Annotated in this window: 15 protein-coding genes and 1 pseudogene; all 16 read left to right on the top strand. The window is 49.7% G+C overall.

The genetic code is table 11. The annotated features are described in order from the left end of the window. Positions 1–13 precede the first annotated feature (13 nt). The 16 genes and pseudogenes from GCU48_RS01915 to yqfD all read left to right on the top strand — a co-directional run bounded on the left by GCU48_RS01915 (position 14) and on the right by yqfD (position 24,511). The gene (locus GCU48_RS01915; protein ID WP_152378854.1) at positions 14–1,390 is read left to right on the top strand and encodes a class I SAM-dependent rRNA methyltransferase; all 1,377 of its coding nucleotides are present in this window, start codon (positions 14–16) and stop codon (positions 1,388–1,390) included. A 227-nt stretch (positions 1,391–1,617) separates the two neighbouring features. Further along, positions 1,618–5,166 carry a helicase-exonuclease AddAB subunit AddB gene (addB, locus tag GCU48_RS01910; protein WP_152378853.1) on the top strand — a complete coding sequence of 1,183 codons (3,549 nt, stop codon included), beginning with the start codon at positions 1,618–1,620 and terminating at the stop codon, positions 5,164–5,166. Continuing rightward, on the top strand, positions 5,163–9,206 hold the full coding sequence (addA, locus tag GCU48_RS01905; RefSeq protein ID WP_244316009.1) for a helicase-exonuclease AddAB subunit AddA: 4,044 nt from the start codon (positions 5,163–5,165) through the stop codon (positions 9,204–9,206). The genes addB and addA overlap by 4 nt, the downstream gene beginning before the upstream one ends. A gap of 27 nt (positions 9,207–9,233) precedes the next feature. After that, a complete protein-coding gene (locus GCU48_RS01900; protein ID WP_152378852.1) occupies positions 9,234–10,418 on the top strand; it encodes an exonuclease SbcCD subunit D in 1,185 nt (394 codons plus the stop codon). Beyond that, positions 10,415–13,810, top strand: a complete 3,396-nt coding sequence (locus GCU48_RS01895) for an AAA family ATPase (RefSeq protein ID WP_152378851.1) — start codon at positions 10,415–10,417, stop codon at positions 13,808–13,810. The genes GCU48_RS01900 and GCU48_RS01895 overlap by 4 nt, the downstream gene beginning before the upstream one ends. A 260-nt stretch (positions 13,811–14,070) precedes the next feature. Next, on the top strand, positions 14,071–14,478 hold the full coding sequence (locus GCU48_RS01890; protein WP_152378850.1) for a hypothetical protein: 408 nt from the start codon (positions 14,071–14,073) through the stop codon (positions 14,476–14,478). Between the two features lie 335 nt (positions 14,479–14,813). Further along, on the top strand, positions 14,814–16,157 hold the full coding sequence (locus tag GCU48_RS01885) for an aminotransferase-like domain-containing protein (RefSeq protein ID WP_025719802.1): 1,344 nt from the start codon (positions 14,814–14,816) through the stop codon (positions 16,155–16,157). Between the two features lie 144 nt (positions 16,158–16,301). Further along, positions 16,302–16,661 carry a histidine triad nucleotide-binding protein gene (locus GCU48_RS01880; protein ID WP_025719801.1) on the top strand — a complete coding sequence of 120 codons (360 nt, stop codon included), beginning with the start codon at positions 16,302–16,304 and terminating at the stop codon, positions 16,659–16,661. Positions 16,662–16,831: 170 nt separating this feature from the next. Continuing rightward, positions 16,832–17,005: a 30S ribosomal protein S21 gene (rpsU, locus tag GCU48_RS01875; RefSeq protein ID WP_005547957.1), complete on the top strand. Its 174-nt coding sequence runs from the start codon at positions 16,832–16,834 to the stop codon at positions 17,003–17,005. 16 nt (positions 17,006–17,021) lie between these two features. Further along, entirely contained in the window at positions 17,022–17,465 is a 444-nt protein-coding gene (locus GCU48_RS01870) for a GatB/YqeY domain-containing protein (RefSeq protein ID WP_007431248.1), read from the top strand. A 282-nt stretch (positions 17,466–17,747) separates the two neighbouring features. Further along, positions 17,748–19,115 carry an NfeD family protein gene (locus GCU48_RS01865; RefSeq protein ID WP_152378849.1) on the top strand — a complete coding sequence of 456 codons (1,368 nt, stop codon included), beginning with the start codon at positions 17,748–17,750 and terminating at the stop codon, positions 19,113–19,115. Positions 19,116–19,158: 43 nt separating this feature from the next. Further along, on the top strand, positions 19,159–20,157 hold the full coding sequence (floA, locus tag GCU48_RS01860; protein WP_280116419.1) for a flotillin-like protein FloA: 999 nt from the start codon (positions 19,159–19,161) through the stop codon (positions 20,155–20,157). Positions 20,158–20,205: 48 nt separating this feature from the next. Further along, entirely contained in the window at positions 20,206–20,796 is a 591-nt protein-coding gene (locus tag GCU48_RS01855) for a hypothetical protein (RefSeq protein WP_152378848.1), read from the top strand. A gap of 437 nt (positions 20,797–21,233) precedes the next feature. Next, positions 21,234–22,642, top strand: a pseudogene (bcaP, locus tag GCU48_RS01850) (branched-chain amino acid transporter BcaP). Between the two features lie 385 nt (positions 22,643–23,027). Then, positions 23,028–23,321, top strand: coding sequence for a sporulation protein YqfC (yqfC, locus tag GCU48_RS01845; RefSeq protein ID WP_010345357.1), 294 nt, complete (start codon positions 23,028–23,030; stop codon positions 23,319–23,321). Beyond that, positions 23,318–24,511: a sporulation protein YqfD gene (yqfD, locus tag GCU48_RS01840; protein ID WP_152378847.1), complete on the top strand. Its 1,194-nt coding sequence runs from the start codon at positions 23,318–23,320 to the stop codon at positions 24,509–24,511. Before yqfC ends, yqfD begins: the two co-directional genes overlap by 4 nt. Position 24,512 lies beyond the last annotated feature (1 nt).

Below are 24,512 nucleotides of genomic sequence, written 5' to 3'. Positions count from 1 at the left end.
AGGAGTGAGGGTTTTGCCTTCAGTAATTTTAGAACGAGGCCGCAAAAAAAGGCTGGAGCACTCACACCCTTGGGTGTTTAAAAATGAAATAGCCAAGGTCGAGGGTGATCCAGAGGCGGGCGATCTGGTTAGCATTGTTAACCATCAAGGTAGATATTTAGCGACAGGCTACTATAATCCGGCTTCACAAATTACAGTGCGTGTAATATCGTACGAGCCGCTGGAAGCCATGGACAAAAATTTCTTTGTTGAACGCTTCCGCAATTGTCTGGAGCACCGTGAACGTTTTGTGACCGGAGGAGACGCTTATCGGCTAGTGTACGGCGAGGCTGATTTTTTGCCTGGACTGATTGTCGACCGATTCGGAGATGTGTTGGTCGTGCAGTTGTTGACGCTGGGCATGGATCGGCGGAGGGAAGAAATCAGGGACGCGCTCGTTGAAGTGGTTAGCCCTGTCGGTATATATGAACGCAGTGATGTATCTATCCGCGAGTTGGAAGGACTGGAACAGACGAAGGGGCCTTTGTACGGTGATTGCCCGCGCCATGTCGTGGTAACGGAAAATGGCTTGCAAATTAAGGTAGATATCGAAGAAGGCCAGAAGACAGGTTATTTCTTCGACCAACGTGAGAATCGAGCAGCCATTGCACCGTTGATGACAGGCTGGGGCGCACGCAGCGGAATTACGATGCAGGAAGTAGCAGAACAAGACGGCTCTGGTACTACGGTTATGAAGCCTGTAAATAAAAGCGGTAAGGTTGTTGAATTCCCATTTTGGGATGGCGCAACTGTATTAGAGTGCTTTTCACATACCGGAAGCTTTACACTTAATGCATGCAAATATGGTGCAAAAAAAGTAACTTGTCTTGATATTTCCGAGCATGCGATTGAAAGCGCGCGGGATAATGTTAAGTTGAACGGCTTCGAGGAACGTGTCGAGTTTGTTGTGGATGATGCTTTTCAATATTTGCGCAATCAGGTGAAAGGTGTAGAGGAACGAGCCGCCAGAGCTGGTGGCAAGGGAGATACATCCAAGCCGCTACCAGCTGGTGGCGGGCGCACATTTGACGTGGTTATTCTTGATCCACCAGCCTTTGCCAAAACAAAGAGTGCGGTCAAAGGAGCTATGCGGGGATATAAAGATATCAACCTGCACGGGATGAAGCTTGTGAATGAGGGGGGCTATCTGGTGACGGCAAGCTGCTCGTTCCATATGCGGCCGGAGCTGTTTTTGGATACGATTAAGGAAGCGGCGGCTGATGCTGGGAAGATCCTTCGTCTGGTAGATTGGAGAGCAGCCGGCAAGGATCATCCCCAAATTTTGGGCGTGGAGGAAGGCCATTATTTGAAATTCGCTATCTTTGAGGTGCGCAGTCAGAAACAGCTGTAGGAGTCAAACACAGTCTACCGCCTTTTAGATGGTTAAATAAGTAAAAGAGGCCATGTAATGTATATATCAGTCCTGTAGAGAAGGCATGCATCAAGCCAACCTGCGGGACTGTTTGTTTTTTGAGGAAGGATGCATGCTGTAAAATGGCAAACGTACGTTCTTTTCTCCCTTGCCTCGTGTGCTATACTGTTTAGTAGAATGTTGTTCCTTGGAAAGGAGGCCGCATCATGTCGGTCCGTTTGTTGATTGGCCGCTCGGGCAGCGGTAAAAGTACGTTAATCCGTCATGAAATGACGTCTATGCTACGCGAGCAGCCGCTAGGTAAGCCTATGCTGCTGCTTGTGCCGGAGCAATCGTCATTTGCTTCCGAGCATGCGTTGCTTACAGAAGCCGGAAACGGTGTTCAGGGGTCGGTGCGCGCCCAGGTGATGGGATTTCATCGTCTTGCTTATTTAGTCATGCAGGAAACCGGAGGTTCAGCGCTGGTGCCAGTGACAGAAGAGGGCAAGAAGATGCTTTTATATAAAATTATTCGTCGTCGCAAGGATGAACTGAGTCTGTTTAAGGACTCGGGGGATCAGCTTGGCTTTGTGGACCGGTTGAATACGTTGTTTACGGAGCTAAAGCAGTATGGGAATGATACCCGGTCTGTACCAGAGCAGCTGGAGCGCATGCATGCCGCAGGGGAGACGGTCCCGATTTTGCGCGGTAAGCTCAAGGATATCAGCCTAATCTATGAGGATTTTGAACGCGAGCTGTCACTTAGATTTATTGACGGTGAGGATACGCTGCGCATGCTGGCAGAACAGATTGCCGAGTCTTCCATTGTCCGTGGAGCAGATATTTGGATGGATGGCTACCGCAGGTTTACGCCGCATGAATATAAGGTGGTGGAACAGCTTATGCTGCACGCTTCTTCGTTGACGGTGGCGCTGAGCTGCAACCGCACCTATGAGAGCGGACAGCTTCCGCATGAGCTGGATTTGTTTCATCCGCCAGCAGCTACCTATGTAAAGCTTAAAGGAATGGCGGACGAGCTTATGCTGGAGACGCAGACATTATTATTGCGCCCAGACCCAGTGCCGAGATTTAAGGAGCGTCCGGCGTTGGCATATTTGGAGGCACATTTTGAACATCGCACAGGATTTCGGATGCGGCAGCAGCAACGGGAGCAGTGGGCAGAAAAACAGCCGGAGGGCATAAAGCTGTACGCTGCCGCCAATCGTCGTGCAGAGCTGGAAGGGGCCGTACGCGAAATGCGCCGTCTGGCCCGTGATGAGGGTGCGCGTTATCGGGAAATGGCTTTATTTGTACGTCATATTGAAGATTATGAGCCGTGGGTGGAGCCGATATTCAAACAATATGAGGTTCCGGTATTTCTGGATCAGCGGAGAAATATATTGCACCATCCCTTAGTGGAAATGATTCGGGCTTCGCTGGATATTGTCCAGCGGCGTTGGCGGTATGAGGATGTATTCCGTGCGGTCAAAACAGATCTTCTGCTGCCGTTGGATGGTCGGGTTAGCCGTGAGGACATGGACCGTCTGGAAAATTATGCACTGGCCTGCGGAATACAAGGCAGCCGTTGGACAGATGGACGACCGTGGCAGGCTGTTCCCAGCCTGTCGCTGGAACTGGAGGAGCAGGAGCGGAATCGGCAAAGAGATGAGACATTAGATTTGATGGAGCTATGCCGTGATGTGATCGTGACGCCTTTACGTGCGTTTGAAAAACGTCTGGGGAAGGCCCGCACAGCACTTGAAAAGTGTGAGGCAGTATATCTGCTGCTGGAGGATGCAGACATCGGTCATAAGCTGGATGCCTTTATTCGTCAGGCTGAGGAAGCCGGAGATCCTGAGCAGGCCAAGGAGCATCGTCAGGTATGGGATGCAGTGCTTGAGCTGCTGGATCAGATCGTCGAAATGATGGGTGATGAGAGACTGGATACCTCTTTATTCGCGGGGGTACTGGAGACGGGCTTGGCTGAGTTCCGTATGGGGCTTGTGCCGCCAGCACTGGATCAGGTACTTGTCGGCAACACGGATCGTACACGTGTAGCGGGCATACAGCATGCCTTTGTGCTCGGCATGAACGAAGGTGTGATGCCAGCTGTGTTTCATGAGGACGGTGTGCTGAATGAGCAAGAGCGTACCGCTTTACACGAACGAGGCGTAGAGCTGGCGCCAGATATGACAAGACGGCTGTTGGATGAACGTTTTCTCGCTTATTCGGCCCTTACATCTCCTGGCAAAAGCCTGTGGATGAGTTATGCTGTGACCGATGAAGAAGGGAAATCGCTGCTGCCGTCAGAGTTGGTTCGGCATATCCGGCAGCTGTTTCCCGGTCTGGAAGAACGTCCACTGGCTGGATACCCTCTGCCTGCGGATGACTGGGCGACGCAATGGGAGTATGCTTCCCATCCGTCCGAGGCTTTACCGCAGCTCATAGCACAATTGCGGCATTGGCGGCGTGGCGGTGATATTTTATCTCCTTGGTGGGATGTATACAACTGGTATGCCAGTCAGGAAGGGCGTGAGAAGGACAAGCTGCGGCAGTTGCTGACCTCTCTTTTTTACGAAAACCACGCCGAATTGCAAAAGGAAACGAGTCACCGTCTGTACGGCAGCAAGCTGCGTACGAGCGTATCTCGGATGGAACGTTTTGTTGCATGTCCGTTTTCACATTTTGTCTCTCATGGTCTTCGTTTGAAGGAACGCCAGATGTATCGCCTGAAGGCACCGGATATCGGGCAATTATTCCATGCAGCGCTCGGTGAAATGGCGATCAGTCTGCGGGCAAGAAACATAAGCTGGGGGAGTCTCAGCACCGAGGAGTGCCGCCAGGAGGCAGAAACGACAGTGGAACGTCTGGCGCCTCGTCTGCAAGGCGAGATTTTAATGAGCTCCAAGCGCTATGGTTACATTTTGCGCAAGCTGAAGGATATTGTGAGCCGTGCTTCATTGATTTTGGGTGAGCATGCGCGTAGAGGCAGCTTTGAGCCGATTGGGCTGGAGCTGGACTTTGGGCCGGGCCAACCGCTTCCGCCCCTGACCTTTCGGCTGGATAACGGCGTTGTCATGGAAATTGTCGGACGAATTGACCGTGTGGATGTGGCAGAGGGAGAAAAAGGTTTGCTATTGCGGGTCATTGATTACAAGTCCAGCCAAAAGGATCTTAAGCTGCATGAGGTGTACTATGGCTTGTCCCTGCAAATGCTCACCTATCTGGACGTGCTGTTAAATGCGGCAGAGGAATGGTTGGGCGAAACGGCCTATCCGGCGGGGACGCTATATTTCCACGTTCACAATCCGATGTTGCAGTCGCCTAACGGCCTTAGTGCAGAACAGGCTCGTCAGGAGCTTTTGAAACGCTTCAAGATGAAGGGGCTATTGCTGGCGGATCGAGACGTAGTTGGGCAGATGGATACGGCACTGGATAAAGGGTATTCCTCCATTTTACCTGTTGCGGTGAAAGCAGATGGCAGCTTTTACAGCAGTGCGTCCGTTGCTTCACCGGAACAGTGGGATCGTCTGCTGACTTCGGTCCGTAACAATATTCGAACGATTGGAACACGGATGACAGAGGGCGATGTGGCCATTGAACCTTATCGTATTCAGCAGGAGACGGCATGTACGTTCTGCTCGTTCAAGCCAGTTTGCCAATTTGACGATAGTTTGGAAGGCAGTGGCTACAATCAATGGGGTAAGCCGGGTAAGGATCAAATATGGAATCTACTGGGTCATACACAGGAAGAGAAAGGAGGAATGGACCCATGATAGAAGCTTCTAACACGAAAAGCATGCTCAACACAAAAGGCATACCGAAGCCGGAAGGCAGCATGTGGAGTGATGACCAGTGGCGCGCCATTTCGGAATCCGGAAACAACATGCTGGTGGCCGCAGCGGCGGGATCTGGCAAAACAGCGGTGCTTGTAGAGCGTATTATTCGCAAAATTGTCGATCCCCAGCTCGGTTTCAGCGTGGATCGGTTGTTGGTGGCGACCTTTACAAAGGCCGCAGCTGCCGAAATGCGTCAACGGATACGAGAAGCGCTGGAGCGCGTGCTGGAACAGGAGCCGGAAAGTGAGCATGTACGCCGCCAGCTGTCGTTGCTGAATCGGGCCTCGATTACGACGCTTCACTCTTTTTGTATGGAGGTCATTCGCAGGCATTATCAGGCCATTCCCCTGGACCCCGGTTTTCGGATTATGAATGAGCATGAGACGGAATTGCTCCGACAGGAGCTGCTGGAAGAGCTGTTTGAGGAAAAATATGAGACTCATGATGAAGGCAGCACGTTCCGCAGGCTGGTGGACTGGTTTAGTGGAGAACGTACCGATGATGCAATGTATGTGCTTGTCCAGCGGCTGTATGATTTTTCTCAAAGCCATCCTTGGCCGGAGCATTGGTTGAGGGAGACAGCAGCAGCGTTTCGTGTACAGGATGTGGCCGCTTTGGGAGAGACTTCTTGGGTTCGCAGCATTGTGGCGGATGCCAAGCTTTCCCTGCGCGGAGCCGCAAGCTTACTGGAACAGGCGCATGAAACAGCGGTGCAGCCCGGCGGTCCTGCACCTTATGCAGCAACGCTGCAAGAGGATGCGGCGATGGTGAAGGGATTGCTGCAGGAGTTGGAGACACAGCCGTGGGCGACTCTGTATGATCACTTTCAACTGGCGTCCTTCGGCAAGCTCAAGCCGGTCAAAAAAGATCAGACCGAGCCTGCATTGCAGGAACGGGTCAAGCTGCTGCGTGAGGCAGCGAAAAAAATGATTACAGATATGAAAGCTTCCCTGTTCGGCAGGAGAGCGGGAGCCTATTTGGAGGAATTGCACGCAGCGGCTCCCTTGATGGACGAACTGGTAGAGACCGTCATTGCATTCGGGGAACGATTTCAACAGCACAAGCAGTCTAAAGGGCTGGTGGATTTCGGGGATTTGGAGCATTATTGTCTTAAAATATTGCGTCATCCTGATTCTACTCCGGATAGCTTGCTGCCTTCGGACGCTGCGCTTGAATACAAGGCGCAATTCGATGAAGTATTGCTGGATGAATATCAGGATACGAACACTGTACAGGAAGATATCGTCAGGCTGGTATCTCGCGAGGAACCGGGTAACCGTTTTATGGTAGGAGACGTGAAGCAGAGTATATACCGGTTTCGGCTGGCAGAGCCGGGTCTGTTTTTGAATAAATATCAACGGTATGGCAGGCAGGAGCAGGAAGATGGCCTTTTGATTGATTTGGCGCGTAATTTCCGCAGTCGGGAGGAAGTTGTCCATGCGGTCAATTTGGTGTTCCGTCAGATTATGAGCGTTGATGTGGCTGAAATTGAATATGACGAACGGGCGTGGCTGGTACACGGCGCATCCTATCCCGAGCAGACGGAGAAAGTTGCTGCATCTGCCTACGCACCTGAGTTACTGTTAGTTGATAAAGGCGGGAAAGGTCTTTCGGATGCATTGGAAGAAGCTGAAGCAAGTGATGAGTCTGCTGTACAGGAAAACGAATTGGCCGAGCTTGCTGAGCTGGAAACGGCGCAGTTAGAAGCGCGTGCGATCGCGCAACGGATTAAGGAACTGACCGGAGATACGGGACAACCACTGTTAATTTACGACAGAGGTTTAAAAGCGATGCGCCCGGCAGTCTACGGTGATATCGTCATTTTGCTTCGCTCAGCCAGCGTATGGGCTCCTTTAATTGTGGAGGAACTGCGGCTTGAGGGCATTCCGGCTTCCGGGGAGCAGACGACAGGCTTTTTCAAGGCAACAGAAGTTGAGGTGATGTTGTCCTTACTGCATATTATTGATAATCCGCAGCAGGATATCCCGCTTGCATCTGTGCTTCGTTCGCCAATTGTGGGCTTGACCGAGGACGAGCTGGCTCAAATTCGATTACAGAAGCCTGACGGACTGTTTTATGGTGCTTTGCTGACGGCAGCAGAGGCCGCCCCACTTGAGGAGAGAGAAAATGAAAGCTCCGCTGACATCATGGAGCCGGACCTTTTCACCGAGGACTCGCTCTCTTCATTTGAATTTAGTGACAGAAATAACGGGAATACGTTGTCTACCCGACTGCGTTCATTTTTGCATAAATTGGAAGCGTGGCGGAAGGAAGCCAGACAAGGCAGCTTAAGTGAGCTGATTTGGAATTTGCTGGAGGAAACGGGATATCTGGATTGGGTAGGCGGTCTGCCTGGCGGCTCACAACGTCAAAGCAACTTGCGGGCGCTGTATGACCGGGCCAGACAATATGAGACTTCAACGTCTAACCGTGGATTGTTCCGATTTCTGACCTTCATTTCCCGTTTACGGGAGCGAGGTGGTGATTTGGGTTCCAGCAGTGGTGGTACAGAGCCCGATCAGGCCGTTCGTATTATGACCATTCATAAAAGTAAAGGACTTGAATTCCCTGTTGTGTTCATTGCCGGGACGGCTAAAATGTTCAATCAGCAGGATCTGAACGCGCCGTTTCTCATGCACAAGGAGTTGGGGTTTGGTCCCAAATATGTGGAGGAGCAAAATCGGGTCAGCTACCCGACGCTGCCTAATTTGGCGATTCGTCGACGCTCCCAGCTGGAGTTATTGGCTGAAGAAATGCGGGTGTTATACGTGGCGCTTACACGTCCACGCGAAAAGCTTATCATGACCGGAACGGTGAAGGACCTCGCTTCACACGCAGCAGGCTGGGCACGTGCCAAAGAGCATACCGAAACCGTCCTGCCAGACTATATGCTGGCGGCAGGCCGCAGTTACCTGGACTGGGTAGGTCCCGCTTTGATTCGCCATCCTTCTGCTGCTGCATTGCGGGAAGCGGCGGGCGTTCAAGCTGGATATTTTCACAGATTGGAGCACATGCCAGGGGCAGACTGGCTTTTTAAAATTGTGGCTTCGGAAACTCTTTCAGGCTCCGGTGTGAGCTTGACCCATGAGGAAGAGATATCAGGCGAGGAGCGCCACAAGAAAACGGAAGCGCTGAGAAATGCACAGCCGATTGACGTGAACGCAAAGAGTGAAACGGATATGGCCGCAGCTCTTTCCTGGACCTATCCGTATGAACGGGCAGGCAAGACGGCAGCCAATACGTCGGTTACCGAGATGAAAAGATGGCTGGAAATGCAGGAGACTGGAGCGGAAGATTGGCTGAATCTATCTGCCTCCCAACTAGCAGAGTTACCGGAGGATCAAAAAGATTCTCACACAGGCGGCAATGCATTACATCTGCGCAGACCCAGGTTTATGGGAAATCAACGTCTGACTCCAACGGAACGTGGAACGGTGTATCATACGCTGATGCTGCATTTGCCGCTGGATGGGGTGATGAGCGTCGAAGTTATTGAGGAAACCAAGGCCCGTTTGCTGAATCAACGCATATTGCTGGAGATACATGCGAAGGTGCTGGATACGGACAAAATATTGCGCTTTTTCACCAGTGAGCTGGGTGGCAGAATGCTGGAGGCATCCCATGTTCAACGTGAGCTTCCGTTTACTTATACGATGTGGGCAGCCGATTACTGGAATCACAGTTTGCCATCCATGTTGCCAGCACAGGAAACACAGAAAGCAGGTTCGGAAGGCGGTCAGGACGATAAAGTGCTGATGAACGGGATTATTGACTGCCTGTTTGAAACTTCGGAAGGACTTGTGCTGGTAGATTATAAAACAGATCGGGTATCGGAGTACCGTACGCTATCTCATTTAACGGAGCAGTATCGTTTTCAATTGGAGCTTTATGCCCACGTGATCGAAGAGATTACAGGAAAAAAGGTTGCTGAGAAATGGTTGTATTTTTTTGAGGCTGGAGAGAGTGTGCGGCTGTAGTTATGTACTAGAGGGAGGAGGAAGAGCATGCGGATTTTGCATACAGGTGATTGGCATTTGGGTCGCACTTTGGAAGGACGCAGCCGTTTGAAGGAGCAGGAAGCGTTTTTGGAAGAATTGGCGAAAATGGCTGACGATCAGCAGGCAGATTTAATTATGATGGCTGGAGATGTGTACGATTCGGTTAATCCTTCGGCGGCAGCCGAGCAGTTGTTTTATGAAGCATCTGCCCGCCTTACGGCTGGAGGAAGGCCCCTGGTCGTTATTGCGGGCAATCATGACCAGCCGGAAAGGGTATCCTCGGTCACGCCGCTGGTAAGCGGGCGCGGAATTACACTGCTGGGACTACCGAGCGGAAAGGCGGTGCAGGTTCATACACCGCGAACGGGTGAAATGGCATGCATCGCAGCCCTGCCGTATCCCTCCGAGTCCCGTCTGAACGAGCTGTTGTCGGAGGACGGAGATGAAACGGTATTGCGCGAGGCATATAGTCGCCGTGTGGGTTTATTGATGGCACAGCTGGGTACAGCGTTTCGGCCTGACACTGTCAATTTGTCGATGAGCCATATTTATGTGCTCGGCGGGCTGGAATCAGACTCGGAACGTCCGATTCAGGTCGGGGGAGCTTATACAGTCGATCCGTCAGCGCTGAGCATCGGGGCGCAATATACAGCTCTGGGTCATCTGCATCGTCCCCAATATGTGAAGGGAGACGGACTGATGCGTTATAGCGGCTCTCCGCTGGCATATAGCTTTTCCGAGGCAGGACAGGCCAAATCGGTTACGTTGATTGACGTGGTTGCTGGCAAGCCTGCACAGGTCGAGGAGCTGTATATTACCAGTGGACGTCCATTAGTGAGGTGGCGCGCACGGGGAGGCCTGGAAGAAGTATACCGCTGGTTGGACGAAGGGCTGGATACGGATGCCTTTATTGATCTGGAGATTACGCTGGACGAAGCAATGTCGATGGGGGATATTCAGCGGCTGCGCAAAAGCCGTGAAGGGATTATTCACATTCGTCCAATGTATCCGGAAATGGCTGCGGCTCAACTGGAGCATCAACGATCAGAGCTGCCGGTTCATGAGCTGTTCCGGGCCTTCTATCAGCGGCAGACAGGCGGAGCACAGCCGGATGACGGATTAGTTCAGCTATTTCTGGAACTGGTGGAACAGGATAATGCAAGGGACCACGCTGAGGAGGATGATGCATGAAGCCGATTCTTCTGAAATTGGCGGGGCTGCAAAGCTATCGGGAGTCGCAGGAAATTCGTTTTGACGAGCTGACTGAAACCGGATTGTTTGGGATTTTTGGCCCGACGGGCAGTGGTAAATCAACGTTGCTTGACGCCATTACGCTGGCTATGTACGGTAAAGTGGAGCGAGCGGTGAATGGTACTCAAGGCATTATGAATCATGCTGAAGATACGTTGTCTGTTGCATTTACGTTCGAATTAATGTCAGCCCAAGGGCCTCGCCGTTACCGTGTAGAACGACGTTTCAAACGCGCCGGGTGTGTATCGGTGAATAATACGCTAAGTCGTTTTATTGCATGCACGGACGACGGCGAGGAAGTGCTTGCTGACAAGGTGCAGGATGTGACGCGCTGTGTGGAGGAGTATATCGGCCTGAAAATGGACGATTTTACACGTGCTGTCGTATTGCCGCAGGGAAAGTTTGCGGAATTTTTGTCCTTAAAGGGCAGTGAACGCAGGCAGATGCTGCAGCGTTTGTTCCATCTGGAAAAATACGGCGATCAACTCGCACAAAAGCTCAGCCGTCGTGTGAAGGACAATGACATGGCACTGAAAGAGCTGGAGGCGGAGCAGCAAGGTCTGGGAGACGCGAGTGCTGAAGCGCTTGAACAGGTGGAGCTGCGCCTCAAAGCAGCGATTGCCCATGCAGAGACTTCACGCCGTGAGTTGGAGCGTGTTGCTAGCGAGGCGGAAGCGCTGAACAAAATCCGCGAGCTGGTCATGGAGCGCAGCCGCCGGGCGAAGGAGCTGGACCAGCTGGCTGCCCTGGAGCCAGCTATTGCTTTGCTGGAGCACAAGCTGCGTCAAGCATCGGCAGCCGAGGCATTGCTGCCAGTGCTGACGGATTGGAAGGAAGCCGTTGCTGAAGCGGATCAACGTCAAAAGGCTGCCGAAGAAGCTGCGGTTCAGGCTGCATCAGCCCAGGAGGCTGCGCTTGTGTCTGCACAAGCCGACGAACAGGCCCGGCAAGTACTGAGCGTGGAGGAGCCAAAGCTGCTGCTTCGGATTGATCAGCTGGAGCAGGCACTTCAACTGGAGCGTGATACGGAAGTATTGCGCACCGAACGAGAACGTCTGGCGGCAGAGCTGGTACAAAGTGAGCAAACCCTTGCTTCATATGGCGAAGGACTCGCCAAGGAGCAAGAGCTGCAGGCACGAGGCTTGAAGCGCCAGCAGGAGCTTCAACAGGAGTTAAAGCAAAATGAAGTGCGGGCAGATGAGCGGCGCATACTGCAAGAGGCCGTGCAACGGCTGCAACAGCTGGAGACAGTGAATGAGCAATTGAGTGAAGCTGAACAGGAGTACGCCCTTCAGGAGAAACGGCTTGCGCAAGCTGACGAACACCTGAAGCTGACGGAGCAGGAGACACAGGAGACGGAGGCGCGGCGTTCTGCCCTTGCTGCACAGGCGGCTGCAAGTATCGAGGCGCTAGTGACGCTGGAAACGGAAATCACGGCCGACGTGTCAGCACTGGCAGCCGAGGAGGAGCAACTGCGCCACAAGCTCCGCGCCGAAGAATTGGGCCGTCTCGCACAGCGTTTAGCTTCTGAGCTGCGCGAGGGCGAGCCGTGCGCGGTATGCGGCTCGCTGCACCATCCTGCCCCTGCCGCCGCGGCTGTCCATGACGCGGATGCGGCTGCACCGGACGAGCTGCATCGCCTGCGGCTCGGCTTACAGGAGCTGCGCCTCACACTGCGCCAACAGCTCCACGAGCAGCGCAGCCTGCTGACGCAGCCCGTCGTCGCAGACAGTGGGGCTGCTGCCACGAGCGAGCCTAACGCATCCCCAGCAGCGCCAGCCGAGCCGCGCGGTGCCGCCGCTTGGGCGGAGCGCTGCACGGCGCTGGAACGGGCAGCGGCTGAGCTAGCCGCCCGTGCACATGCGCTGCCTGCGGAGGCGCACGCCTTGCGTGAGGCGGACGCTGCCGGACAGCAGCGGCACATTCGTGCAGTTGCTGAGCAGGAGGCGGCTGCCGCAGCGCTGACGCAGGCCCGGAGCAAGCGCGAGGCATGCGCTAAGCGCAGCGAAGGATTGCGTGCCGAATGGGCGACGCAGCTGCCGGACGTGGCTCCGGGCGAAGCCGCGGAGCGCTATCGCGCCATGCAGGAACGTGATCGGCGCGCGGAAGAGCTGCGCTCACGTCTGGAGACGAGCGTGACCTTCCTCGAAGAAAAGGCTGCACGCATTCAGCAGATACAGCAGAGCATCATCGAGGAAGATAAAATCATTATTGCCCGTCGTACCGGGCTCCAAAGCAAAGACGATTCGTTGCGTGAGAAGCAGGTACAGCTGCGAAAATGGGTTGGCGAAGGGCAGGCAGCCTCCTTGCTGGCAGAAGCGACTTCATTCCTGCAGAGACTTAAAAACGAAGCTGAAGCCGCGGCACGTCGACGTACTGAAGCGGAGGAACGCAAGCAGCAGGCCGTTCATGCTTCGTTGATTGCCCGGCAGGCTTCTGACTCGGCCGAAGAAAGACGGCAGACGTCTGAGTCCCGGTGGGGAAGTCGTCTGGCAGATTCATCTTTTGCGACGGAAGCAGAGGTCATGGAATGCTGTCTGGGGCCGGATGAAGCCGCGCGTTATGAACGTGAAGTGAGCCTGCATCGACAACGGGAACAAGAGCTGTCCTCCCGCTTGAAACATGTGGAAGAGCAGCTGAATGGTGCAACGGTCACAGCGGAAGAGTGGGAAATGGCTGCTGCGCAGCTCCGCGATTGCCGTACACGTGACGAAGAGGCGCTTCAGAATCGTGCCAAGGCTGAGCGTGATTTGGAGGATTTGCAGCGCCGGCATGTCCGCTGGGTGGAGCTGGAGTCCAATCGTATCCAATTGCGAAGCGAGGCAGAAAAGCTGTCCAAGCTCCAATCTGTTTTTCGGGGCAATGCCTTTGTTGAATACATTGCTGAGGAGCAGCTCATGCAGGTAAGTCAGTCCGCTTCACGACGTTTGCGTTTTCTGACCAAGCAGCGCTACGCGTTAGAGGTAGATTCCAGTGGTGGTTTTGTCATTAGTGACGATGCCAACGGTGGAGTCAAGCGTCCGGTATCGACTCTGTCTGGCGGCGAAACGTTCCTGACCTCCCTGTCGCTCGCGCTTGCGCTATCGGCTCAAATTCAATTGCGGGGCCAGTACCCGCTTCAATTTTTCTTTCTGGATGAAGGCTTTGGAACGCTCGACCCTGAGTTGCTTGATACGGTGATCACCTCACTGGAAAAGCTGCATCACGATCAACTGTCTGTTGGTGTGATCAGCCATGTCCCTGAGCTGAGGGCTCGTCTTCCACGCAAGCTGGTCGTTCTTCCTGCTGAGCAGGCCGGAGGCGGCTCCAGAGTGGTCATGGAAACATTTTGAAGCAACGTGATACAGATCACAGATACAGTTTCAAAGTGTTGTTATAATACAGATAAGCCGACAAGTTAATCATACAGCACCCCGGCGGACGTATGCTGAGGAAGGTATTTCCCGGTATACGTCCGTTCAGAGGGGCTCTGCCAAGAGCCTCCGGGGTGCTTCTTTTTTTTGCAATCCGAAATTCGCCCAATTTTCTGTAGCACATAGCCCGTTTTTGAATAACATACGGTATACATGCAAGAGCCTAGGAGGAAACAACCATGGAAAATAGCATGCCAACCGTTACAGCACCGGAACAAACGGATGCTAAAACACTATGTCAAAAGCATATGCATCGTTATGTATGCGTATGGGTGAAGGACGGAACCATGTATGATGGGATCGTAGAACATGTGGATGATGAAAAATTGTATTTAGCCGTTCCCGGGGGCGAGATGGAGAACGCGAACGTGAACGTGAATGCGAATGCGAACGTGAATCTCCCTTATCCACCCAGCAACTGCGGCTGTGGCGGCTCTCGCGCTTTTTGGGGATATGCGTTTTATCCACCTTATCCTGCTTTTGGATATGGATTCGGATACGGCTTCCCTTTTGGGCGCCGCCGCTTTAATCGTCTGATTCTGCCACTGGCTGCGCTAACTGCGATTGGCCTGCTGCCTTACTATTAAGCCACCGATTGCCCTATCGCCATAGTGCACATCCCCACTGTGTTCATATAGTCAGCGCACATAATGATCATGTTTTATATGTGCAGCCAAGCGGCTTTACTACAAAATTATATATGTTCACACCATAAAGGCTGCTTCTTCCATCAAGAAGAAACAGCCTTTTTTATCTCTTTTTCCATCCCAAATAATTAGTTCCAATGATCCCATCTTAAATTATCGCAGCTGTATCGGTACAGTTTTATACTATGGGTATCTGTTCATCTACCAAGCGTGTTAATATCAGGTGTAAAACTAGATAGGATATGTACAACCAAAAATGCGATAGGAGGGTGTTTGTGAAAAAATATATTTTCATTTTATCGGATATAGAGCTTAAAATTCGTGAGGGTCAATACAAATCCGGTCATAAGCTGCCTTCAGTCCGTGACGCTTCGGAGCTATACGGGTGCAGCAAAAGCACGATTTTGCGGGCCTATGCTGAACTTGAGAAGAAACACGCCATCTATTCCATACCGCAAAGCGGATATTATGTAGTGGAGAATTCTGGCGATGTGCGCCATAGCCATATGGATGACATCGTTGATTTTACTTCGGCATCTCCGGACTTAAACGTATTTCCGTATTTGGATTTTCAGCATTGTTTGAACCAGGCTATAGATACCTACAAATATCATTTGTTCACTTACGGGGATTCACAAGGGCTGGAGACACTGCGTCATACATTGGTTTCCCATTTGGCTGATAATCAGGTGTTTGCAAAAATGAACCGGATTATCGTAACTTCTGGTGTTCAGCAAGCGCTGGAAATACTCGCTAAGATGCCATTTCCCAACGGCAAAGAAAAGGTTTTGGTTGAGCAGCCAAGCTACGATATTTATTTGCGTTTTTTGGAGGAAGAGAATATACCTGTCAGCACTATTGCCCGAACAGCAGCAGGTATGAATTTGCAGGAATTGGAGAATCAATTTAAGAACGGAAACATCAAATTTTTTTATACCATGTCAAGATATCATAACCCATTGGGAAGCTCATACAACACGGAGAAGCGAAAGGCTATAGCTGCCCTGGCGGCCAAATACGATGTGTACATTGTGGAAGATGACTATATGGCTGATTTGGGAGTTGATGATTTTTTTGATCCTATATATGCGTATGACCAGACGGATCATGTGATTTATTTGAAAAGCTTCTCAAAAATCATTTTTCCTGGCTTGCGTCTAGGGGTTGCAGTTTTGCCAGAAGCCCTATTGAAAACGTTCCAGGCCTATAAACGATACGTCGATACTTCCATGTTATCTCAGGCTGCGCTGGATATTTATATTAAAAACGGAATGTATGAACGCCATAAGCATACGATATGCAATCTGTATTCAGAGCGCATTCGTATTCTCAACCAGGCGGTAGAACGATATAATCAGGCCGGACTTGTAGAAGTCTCACCTGTAACATCAGGAGTTTATATGCAGTTTAAGCTGCCTCGAATCGTGAACATGGAGCGCTTGGTGCAGCGCCTTTCCGCAAGAAAGGTCCAGGTTATATCTGGCAAAGGCTTTTATTTGGCAGGCTATAGGGAACAAGAAAAGTTTTTACGCATTAGCATTTCACGTGCACAGCCGGATCAGATTGATGAGGGCGTGAAAGCCATAATAGAGGAAGTGGGAAAGGGAAACTGGTATTAAGCCCCTTTTTCCGTTATGATACATATAGAAATATAGGTATAATGTATATGCTTTTATTTGGTCGTGGGACATACATACTTTGAATGCCGAGAGCAATTGTCATTAATTGCTTATCATCGGCTCATTGCTAAAGGAGAGTTTTGAATGGACGATCTGTTTTTGAAAATTGTGGATGGAACTATCCCCAGCAAAAAGGTACTTGAAACTGACAATGTACTTGCATTTCATGACATCCAGCCTGCGGCGCCAGTACATGTGCTCATTATCCCGAAGAAATATATTCCTTCGATGAATGCTGTGACAGAGGAGGATCTTCCTCTCATCGCGGAGATTCATCGTGTTGCGGTTGAGGTGGCGAAAAAGCTGGGAATCGCTGAGTCCGGTTATCGGCTGATCAACAACTGCGGCCCGGATAGTGGACAAGCGGTTGGGCATCTGCATTATCACCTGCTGGGCGGCGCCAAATTAGGGGCCCTGACAAGTATTTCGGACTCACATTCATAAAAATGACAAGGCTTGTCTTTCAGTAATACGGAAGTGAATGGAGAAAAAATATTCCTTTAAATATTCATTTTTTCTTATAGGTTGACACCCGGTTTCCGTTTCACCTATAATAAAATTTGATGAACCGTGTTATTGCTCTTGGACGGTCTGGTCGGAGGGAGGGAAAACTGGTGTCTGAAACTAAAGTTCGCAAAAACGAGACAATTGATGCTGCACTTCGTCGCTTTAAACGTTCCATTGCTAAGGATGGCGTATTGGCTGAGGTGAAGAAACGCAAGCATTATGAAAAGCCAAGCGTAAAGCGCAAGAAAAAGTCCGAGGCTGCTCGTAAGAGAAAGTTCTAGGAGGAGCTGAGCAACCATGAATTTGAGCGAACGATTAAACGAAGATATGAAGCAAGCTATGAAGAGTAAGGACAAGTTCAAACTCTCCACCATTCGAATGGTTCGTTCTACGATTAAAAATCTTGAAATAGATTTGAAACGGGATTTGGACGACAACGAAGTGCTTGATATTCTGAGTCGTGAGATCAAACAGCGAAAAGATGCCCTCCATGAATTTGAAAAAGCCAGTCGCGATGAACTTGCGGCAAGCACGAAAGCAGAAATAGAGATCATCGCTCAGTACCTTCCTGAACAACTTTCAGAAGAAGAAATTAAAGTTATTGTACAGCAGACCATCCAGGAAACCGGTGCTTCTTCGAAAGCCGAGATGGGGAAAGTAATGTCGGCCTTGATGCCTAAGGTAAAAGGTCGCGCTGACGGTAAGCTCGTGAACCAGGCGGTTCAACAATTTCTGCAATAAACCTGCGACAAACAGGAAAACACAGCACCCTCTGTTCACAGAGGGTGCTATTTCTGCATTTTCCATCTTTCACCTCATGATCGTGTAATACGAAAAAACTTTTTTTGAAAGCGCTATCTATAATTGCATGAAACGTGATGTTTGTTAGATACGTAAAGTATGTGACAGCCGTCAGGAATAGCAACAATCCCAATAATTTCACATTAAATCCTGAAAATTGTGTAGTTTACCTAACAAAGTTTGATATGCTGTAATAAAGCAAGATCGAAAGGGGGGAGAGAAATGCACAGAGAACAGCACCAATCCAGCCGCAAAATGATCTTTTTAACGTTATGGATTGTGATATCAGTTATCCTGCTGCCATTATTTCATTCCGGATCAGCGGAGGCCGCAGCCAAAGGAGGATCTGTATTCGTTATACCCATAGATCAGGAAATTGAACAGGGCCTAGGCCGTTTTATGGAACGTGGATTTGCTGAAGCAGCAGAGTCCAAAGCGGGTCTGATTTTGCTGGATATTAATACGCCTGGCGGACGGGTAGATACAGCGGATAAGCTGGGCAAACTGATTAAAGACAGCCCTATTCCGACCGTAGCCTACATTAGGGGCGAAGCAGCCTCGGCGGGTAGCTATATTGCGCTCAGCGCAAACAAAATCGTAATGAAGCCGGGAAGTATTATTGGAGCTGCAGCATTGGTGGACAGTAAGGGGCAGGCTGTTACGGACCCGAAAATAATAGCCTGGTGGAAGAGCAGCATGGCATCTGCCGCAGAATCTGGCGGACGTAATCCGGATATTGCGAGAGGTATGGTAGATTCCCAAATTGCCGTAGCTATTCCGGAACTGAACTTTAATAAGGAAAAAGGCCAGATCATTTCTTTAACCAGCGAGGAAGCGCTTAAGCTGGGTTATGCGGATCACATTGCCTCCTCAGAACAAGAGGTGATCCAGTGGATGGGCTACAGCACAGATGATGTATTTTATGTGAAGCAAACATCGGCTGAGAAAGCTGCCGAAATATTAACCAACCCGATCGTACAGACATTGCTTTTATTTATCGGTATCGCGGGTGTAGTTATTGAACTGCTTGTACCCGGCTTTGGTGTACCGGGAATTTTGGGCATACTCGGATTTGGTTTATATTTTTTCGGCAATTATATCGCTGGTTTTGCAGGTTCAGAGACATGGCTGTTGTTTATCATTGGCCTGGCTTTGCTTATACTTGAAATGTTCATTCCAAGCTTTGGTATATTGGGCATATTGGGTTCCGTTAGCCTGGTCGCTGGCGTTGTTCGAGCGGCTTACGACATGCAGCATGCATTTATATCCTTGGGCATTGCCTTTGTAGCTGCCGTTGTCGTGGTGGCGATTATTGCGATTGTATTCAAGGATCGAGGGATATGGAACCGTTTTGTACTTAAAGAAAGCTTAACGGCGGACCAAGGTTTTTCTTCGGTTGTGAATCGGGAAATGTTATTAGGTCAGCGGGGTGTGAGTCTGACACCACTTCGTCCAGCCGGAACGGTACTTATTGCTGATGAGCGTATTGATGTTGTAACGAATGGAGAGTTTATTGCCACAGATACGCCGATTATCGTTTCCAAAGTAGAAGGCGGACGAATTGTAGTCAAGACGGACACTAGCGTCTAAACAAGCGAAAAATGAAGATTTGGATAAATGGAGGATGATGCGAGTGTTCGAATCGGGGATCGTCAGCATTTTGCTGATTGCCGTTGTAGTGATTATTGTATTGAGCGTATTTTTCAGTTTTTTCCCGGTGATGCTGTGGATTTCGGCATTGGCTTCAGGGGTACGGATTGGTATCATTACGCTGGTGGCTATGCGCTTGCGACGTGTCACGCCAAGCCGAATTGTGAATCCACTGATTAAGGCGACCAAAGCCGGTCTGGGTTTGAATATCAACCAGTTGGAAAGCCATTTTCTGGCAGGTGGTAATGTAGACCGTGTGATTAATGCATTGATTGCTGCGCAGCGGGCTAATATTCCACTTGAATTTGAACGTGCTGCTGCGATTGACCTTGCGGGGCGGGATGTTTTGCAAGCAGTCCAAATGAGTGTTAATCCGCGTGTTATTGAGACACCTATTGTAGCTGCAGTCGCCAAGGATGGTATTGAAGTAAAGGTTAAAGCTCGTGTTACGGTGCGTGCCAACATTGATCGACTTGTCGGAGGTGCCGGAGAAGAAACGATTATTGCACGGGTCGGTGAGGGGATCGTTACAACCGTCGGCTCTAGTAATTCGCATAAGGACGTGCTGGAGAATCCAGATTCGATTTCAAGAACTGTATTGTCCAAAGGCTTGGATGCAGGGACAGCGTTCGAAATCCTGTCCATTGATATTGCAGACGTCGATGTAGGCAAAAATATCGGTGCATTCCTGCAAACCGAGCAGGCGGAAGCAGACAAACGTATTGCTCAGGCGAAAGCGGAAGAGCGGCGTGCAATGGCTGTGGCGCAGGAGCAGGAAATGAAGGCGCGTGTCGTAGAAATGAGAGCGCGTGTGGTGGAATCCGAATCCGAAGTGCCGCTGGCTATGGCTGAAGCGCTGCGTGGCGGGAAGCTTGGCGTCATGGACTATATGAATTTGAAAAATATTGAGGCAGATACGCAAATGCGCGGCTCCTTGGGCAAACCGAATGAGAACTCGGGCAATGACAAAAACCGGGATTAAGCAACGGGATATAGCCGATGAATGACGACGGCAGCAAGGCGGTGAGTAATGAACTTTATCAGCTGGATTTTTGAGCATTTGTATATCTTGATCGTGATTGGCTTTGCATTGGTATCCTTCCTGGGAAAAAGCATTCAAGGCACGGGCCGAAAATCTCCTCCGGGAAATGGGATGCCCACCTTTGGTGGTGATCAGAGCTCGCGCAGGCCCCAGCCGCCATCCAGGCCTATCACCGTGGGACATAGACAGGAGCAGAATCAGACTAGCAGGCAGGATGTTACCGGAGAATTGCAACGCCAATTTCCTAATGAACGGCGGTCAGGTATGGAAGCTCGTCGTATGGAAGAGGTAGTGAACGATCGGACGGAAATGCAAGGACAAATGGAGCAGGAATCCTCGGATAACGGTTCGACTCTAGAAGAGCGGATTCGTGCCATGGAGGAAGATCGCAGAAAGGTTTTAGCCCGCCTCGACCGCATATCCAATGTGAGGGAGTCTGGGGAGATTACAGATGGGGTAGAGCCAGTATCACAAGGGCGCAGTACGGTCAATGCGGCTGACCTGCGCAGAGGTGTGATTTGGGCTGAAATATTAGGTCCTCCGCGTTCCAGACGTTATATGAGTAGAGATAGACGTTAAATGACAGTGAGATCCGTCACAGCTTTGGCTGTGGCGGATCTTTTTTTACTAATGCATCAGGAATGCATCGGAAATACATAATCACGTCCAGAATAAAAAAGTTGCAACGACAACTGCTCTATTTACCTGACAATGAGTGTGATAATCCCATGTAACGCACAGCTTTCTTACATTCGTTGTCATCAAAAAAGGTGGCATTGTGTCTAGTTTAGTGCTTTATTTGTGAAAATAATTACATGAAAAATGATCAAATGTAACAATATAAATGATGCTTTCCAAAAGCAGTTTTCATTTTTTCTTTTTTATATATAATGTTCTCAATGATAAATATTTATGAAAAATTACTCCAAATTTAGCTAAAATATGCGTTATATCGAGGTGAGGAAGCGCGGTTTGTAAGATGTATAAAAAATTTAATATTAAGGGGGATGGGATGGATGAGTAATGGCCTATTCAGAAAAAAAAGCATTGAGCAGTTGGTTGCTGCTACACGGGGAGAAAAAGCACTTAAAAGGGAACTGGGCGCGTTTGACTTAACGATGCTTGGGATTGGAGCCATTATCGGAACCGGGATTTTTGTTTTGACAGGTACAGGAGCGGTTACGGCTGGTCCGGGTTTGGTTATCTCTTTTGTGATTGTAGGGCTGGCCTGTTTATTCGCTGCATTGGCTTATGCCGAGTTTGCATCCACTGTTCCAATCTCTGGTTCTGTCTACACTTTTACATATGCCACGATGGGGGAGCTACTGGCCTTTATTATCGGATGGGATTTAATTTTGGAATACATGCTGGCCGCCAGTGCGGTTTCTGCAGGCTGGTCGGGGTATTTTGTGTCATTCCTGAATGGACTCGGCATTCATATTCCTCTTGAATTAACTGCTGCACCAGGCGCTTTAAAGGATCAGCCCACCTATTTCAATCTTCCGGCTTTTCTGATTTTGATGGGCATTACGTTATTGCTTTATTTTGGAATCCGAGAATCAAAACGAATAAACAATATCATGGTTATTGTAAAAATTATTGTGATTTTATTATTAATCATCGTTGCTGTTAAATATGTGAAGCCGGATCACTGGACACCGTTCTTGCCTTTTGGCTTTAGTGGAGTGTTTGGGGCCGCAGCACTTGTGTTTTTTGCCTTTATTGGTTTTGATGCCGTTTCATCTGCTGCGGAAGAAACTAAAAACCCGGCTCGTGATTTACCGCGGGGGATTATTTTCTCACTTGTGGTTTGCACGCTTTTATATGTCGTTGTTAGCGGGATTATGACAGGTATTGTGCCGTTTAAGGATTTTGAGGGCATTTCCCACCCGGTATCACTTGTTTTGCAGGTTGCAGGGCAGAACTGGGTTGCAGGTATTGTGGATATAGGGGCCATTTTAGGGATGACAACGGTCATGCTGGTTATGCTCTATGGTCAAACCCGCATCATGTTTGCCATGTCACGTGATGGCTTGGTCCCCAAAGTATTATCAAAGGTTCACCCTAAATATAAAACGCCGTATATTAACACATTGTTTTTTGGAACTTTATCTGCGCTAATGGGCGGTCTAATTCCACTGGATGAGTTGGCAAGTTTGGTGAACATCGGAACCCTGTCAGCATTTATTCTGATTTCGGTCGCTGTTATCGTTATGAGAAAAACACAACCCGATTTGCCAAGAGCCTTTCGCTGTCCTGGGGTTCCGTATATTCCGATCCTGGCCATCATTTCGTGTGCTGTACTCATTCTTAATTTGAATGGTCAGACCTTTATTCGCTTTTGATTTGGCTTGTTATTGGCTTGGCGGTTTACTTTTTGTACTCCAGAAAAAACTCACTTTTGAATCGCGACTCCAAGAAATAACCGTTTATATGAATAATATCAAAAAAGACAGCCTTGTTTTTGATTACAAAACTGGGTTGTCTTTTTTGCTGTAGTTTTTTGAAAATTTTGTCTTCTTGCGATGGAATATAGGGATTGATACGAATTGTCAGTTTCGCCTCATAAATGCGATGAGTGGATCATAAAATGTAAAGTAAGATATCTGTGGCCCTAGTGTGATGACGTTCATATTTAAGTGCTATCGGCAGTCCATGTAAATAGAAGCGTAGCTATCATTAAGATAACTAGGGACATTGTATGATAATGACAGAAGCGATGAAAAACTTGCAGCGTAGCTGCCGTCAAAACAATAATTAGCTGTTGATAATAACAGCTGCTTTGATGACAGGAAAGGGGATTTCGCCGTATGAGCCGGATGAGCCGCAAACTGCGAAAGTGGGCCAGCGAAACACTGGAGCTTCCGCAGGACATTCTATTTGACCTGCCGCGGTTAACCCTCATTGGCAGTCGCCAGCTTTATGTGGAAAATCACCGGGGGGTTATGGATTTCACACCGGATCGGCTTGTATTGGCGCTTGCACAAGGCAAACTGCGGGTGTCAGGGCATAACCTGGTCATTACGTCCATTTTACCGGATCAAGTCAGTGTGGAAGGACAGATTACCGATATTCAAATGGAAGGAACGGAGGAAGGCTCATGAAACATCCTGCTTTAACGAAGCTGCGTGGCACAGTGACGCTTGCCGTTAGCGGCGAAAGCGTGGAAGCTTTCATCAATTTGCTCACCGAGCATCATATACCTGTTTGGAACGTGCGGCCGATGGGTACGAAACATGCAGAAATGAACCTTCTGCTGCCGCACGTCTTCCTGCTGCGTCCTCTTTTGAGAAAGACAGGCTGTAAAATGCATATTCTGAAGCGACAAGGGCTTCCATTCATCGCTATCCGACTTGCCAAACGTAAATTTTTTCTGGCAGGACTGGCTCTATTCTGGATAGGTCTGCTCCTGATGTCATCGCTCATTTGGGATGTTGAAGTGAAGGGAAATGACAAGCTCTCGACGGAATCCATTCTCAAAGCTGCTCGACAGGAAGGGCTTTATCCGTTTCAATGGAGCTTTCGACTTTCCAGCCAGGACAAGCTTTCGCGTGCGCTCATGCAAAAGCTTCCTCAGGCATCCTGGATCGGTGTGGAGAAGCAGGGCACATTGGTGACGATTCAGGTTGTCGAAGCTTCACAGCCTGCTCCTGCGCCGCTCTACAGCCCTCGTCATCTCATCAGCAAGGCAGACGCAGTAATTACTGAAATTTTTGCCGAGCAGGGTCGCCCTGTTGTGCATAAAAATACACGTGTCAAAAAAGGAGACATTCTCATTTCAGGAACGCTGGGAGATGAGGAGAATCAGCAACTGGTCGTAGCCAAGGGTGAAATTAAAGGACTGGTATGGCATGAATACGAAATTAGCAGCCCTATGGTGCGGCGTAGCAGCACATACACGGGAAACAGTCACGACCGCTTGTATCTGGTACTGGGCAACCGTGCAGTACAGCTTTGGGGATACGGAAAAGTACCTTATCCTGCCCATAAAACAACAGTTGAGCATGACCCGCTAACGTGGCGCTCCTACAAACTTCCGATTGGATGGATGACCGAAAGTGTAAGAGAGACCAAAATACAGCAGGAAAAGCTTACAGATGCAGAAGCGAAAAAAACAGGAATAGAAGGAGCCCGCGCCGATATTTTAGCCAAATATGGTAAAGGAACGAAAATAATGAGCCAAAAAATTTTGCATGAGAAGAGAGAGAATGGTAAAGTTTATATGAAAGTGCTTTTTGAAGTGGAACAGGATATTGCGGAAGAACTTCCGTTAGTTCATAACCAAGGAGAATGAG

The sequence above is a fragment of the Paenibacillus brasilensis genome (genome assembly GCF_009363115.1).
Lineage (GTDB): Bacteria > Bacillota > Bacilli > Paenibacillales > Paenibacillaceae > Paenibacillus > Paenibacillus brasilensis.
Note: the sequence above shows the minus strand (reverse complement) of the source record. Positions and strands in the feature narration are given on the sequence as shown.

Excerpts from the sequence above, each read along its gene's own strand:
- addB (WP_152378853.1), top strand. The coding sequence starts at position 1,618 with ATGTCGGTCCGTTTGTTGATTGGCCGCTCGGGCAGCGGTAAAAGTACG.
- addA (WP_244316009.1), top strand. The coding sequence starts at position 5,163 with ATGATAGAAGCTTCTAACACGAAAAGCATGCTCAACACAAAAGGCATA.
- GCU48_RS01900 (WP_152378852.1), top strand. The coding sequence starts at position 9,234 with ATGCGGATTTTGCATACAGGTGATTGGCATTTGGGTCGCACTTTGGAA.
- GCU48_RS01895 (WP_152378851.1), top strand. The coding sequence starts at position 10,415 with ATGAAGCCGATTCTTCTGAAATTGGCGGGGCTGCAAAGCTATCGGGAG.
- GCU48_RS01890 (WP_152378850.1), top strand. The coding sequence starts at position 14,071 with ATGGAAAATAGCATGCCAACCGTTACAGCACCGGAACAAACGGATGCT.
- GCU48_RS01880 (WP_025719801.1), top strand. The coding sequence starts at position 16,302 with ATGGACGATCTGTTTTTGAAAATTGTGGATGGAACTATCCCCAGCAAA.
- GCU48_RS01870 (WP_007431248.1), top strand. The coding sequence starts at position 17,022 with ATGAATTTGAGCGAACGATTAAACGAAGATATGAAGCAAGCTATGAAG.
- GCU48_RS01865 (WP_152378849.1), top strand. The coding sequence starts at position 17,748 with ATGCACAGAGAACAGCACCAATCCAGCCGCAAAATGATCTTTTTAACG.
- GCU48_RS01855 (WP_152378848.1), top strand. The coding sequence starts at position 20,206 with ATGAACTTTATCAGCTGGATTTTTGAGCATTTGTATATCTTGATCGTG.
- yqfC (WP_010345357.1), top strand. The coding sequence starts at position 23,028 with ATGAGCCGGATGAGCCGCAAACTGCGAAAGTGGGCCAGCGAAACACTG.
- yqfD (WP_152378847.1), top strand. The coding sequence starts at position 23,318 with ATGAAACATCCTGCTTTAACGAAGCTGCGTGGCACAGTGACGCTTGCC.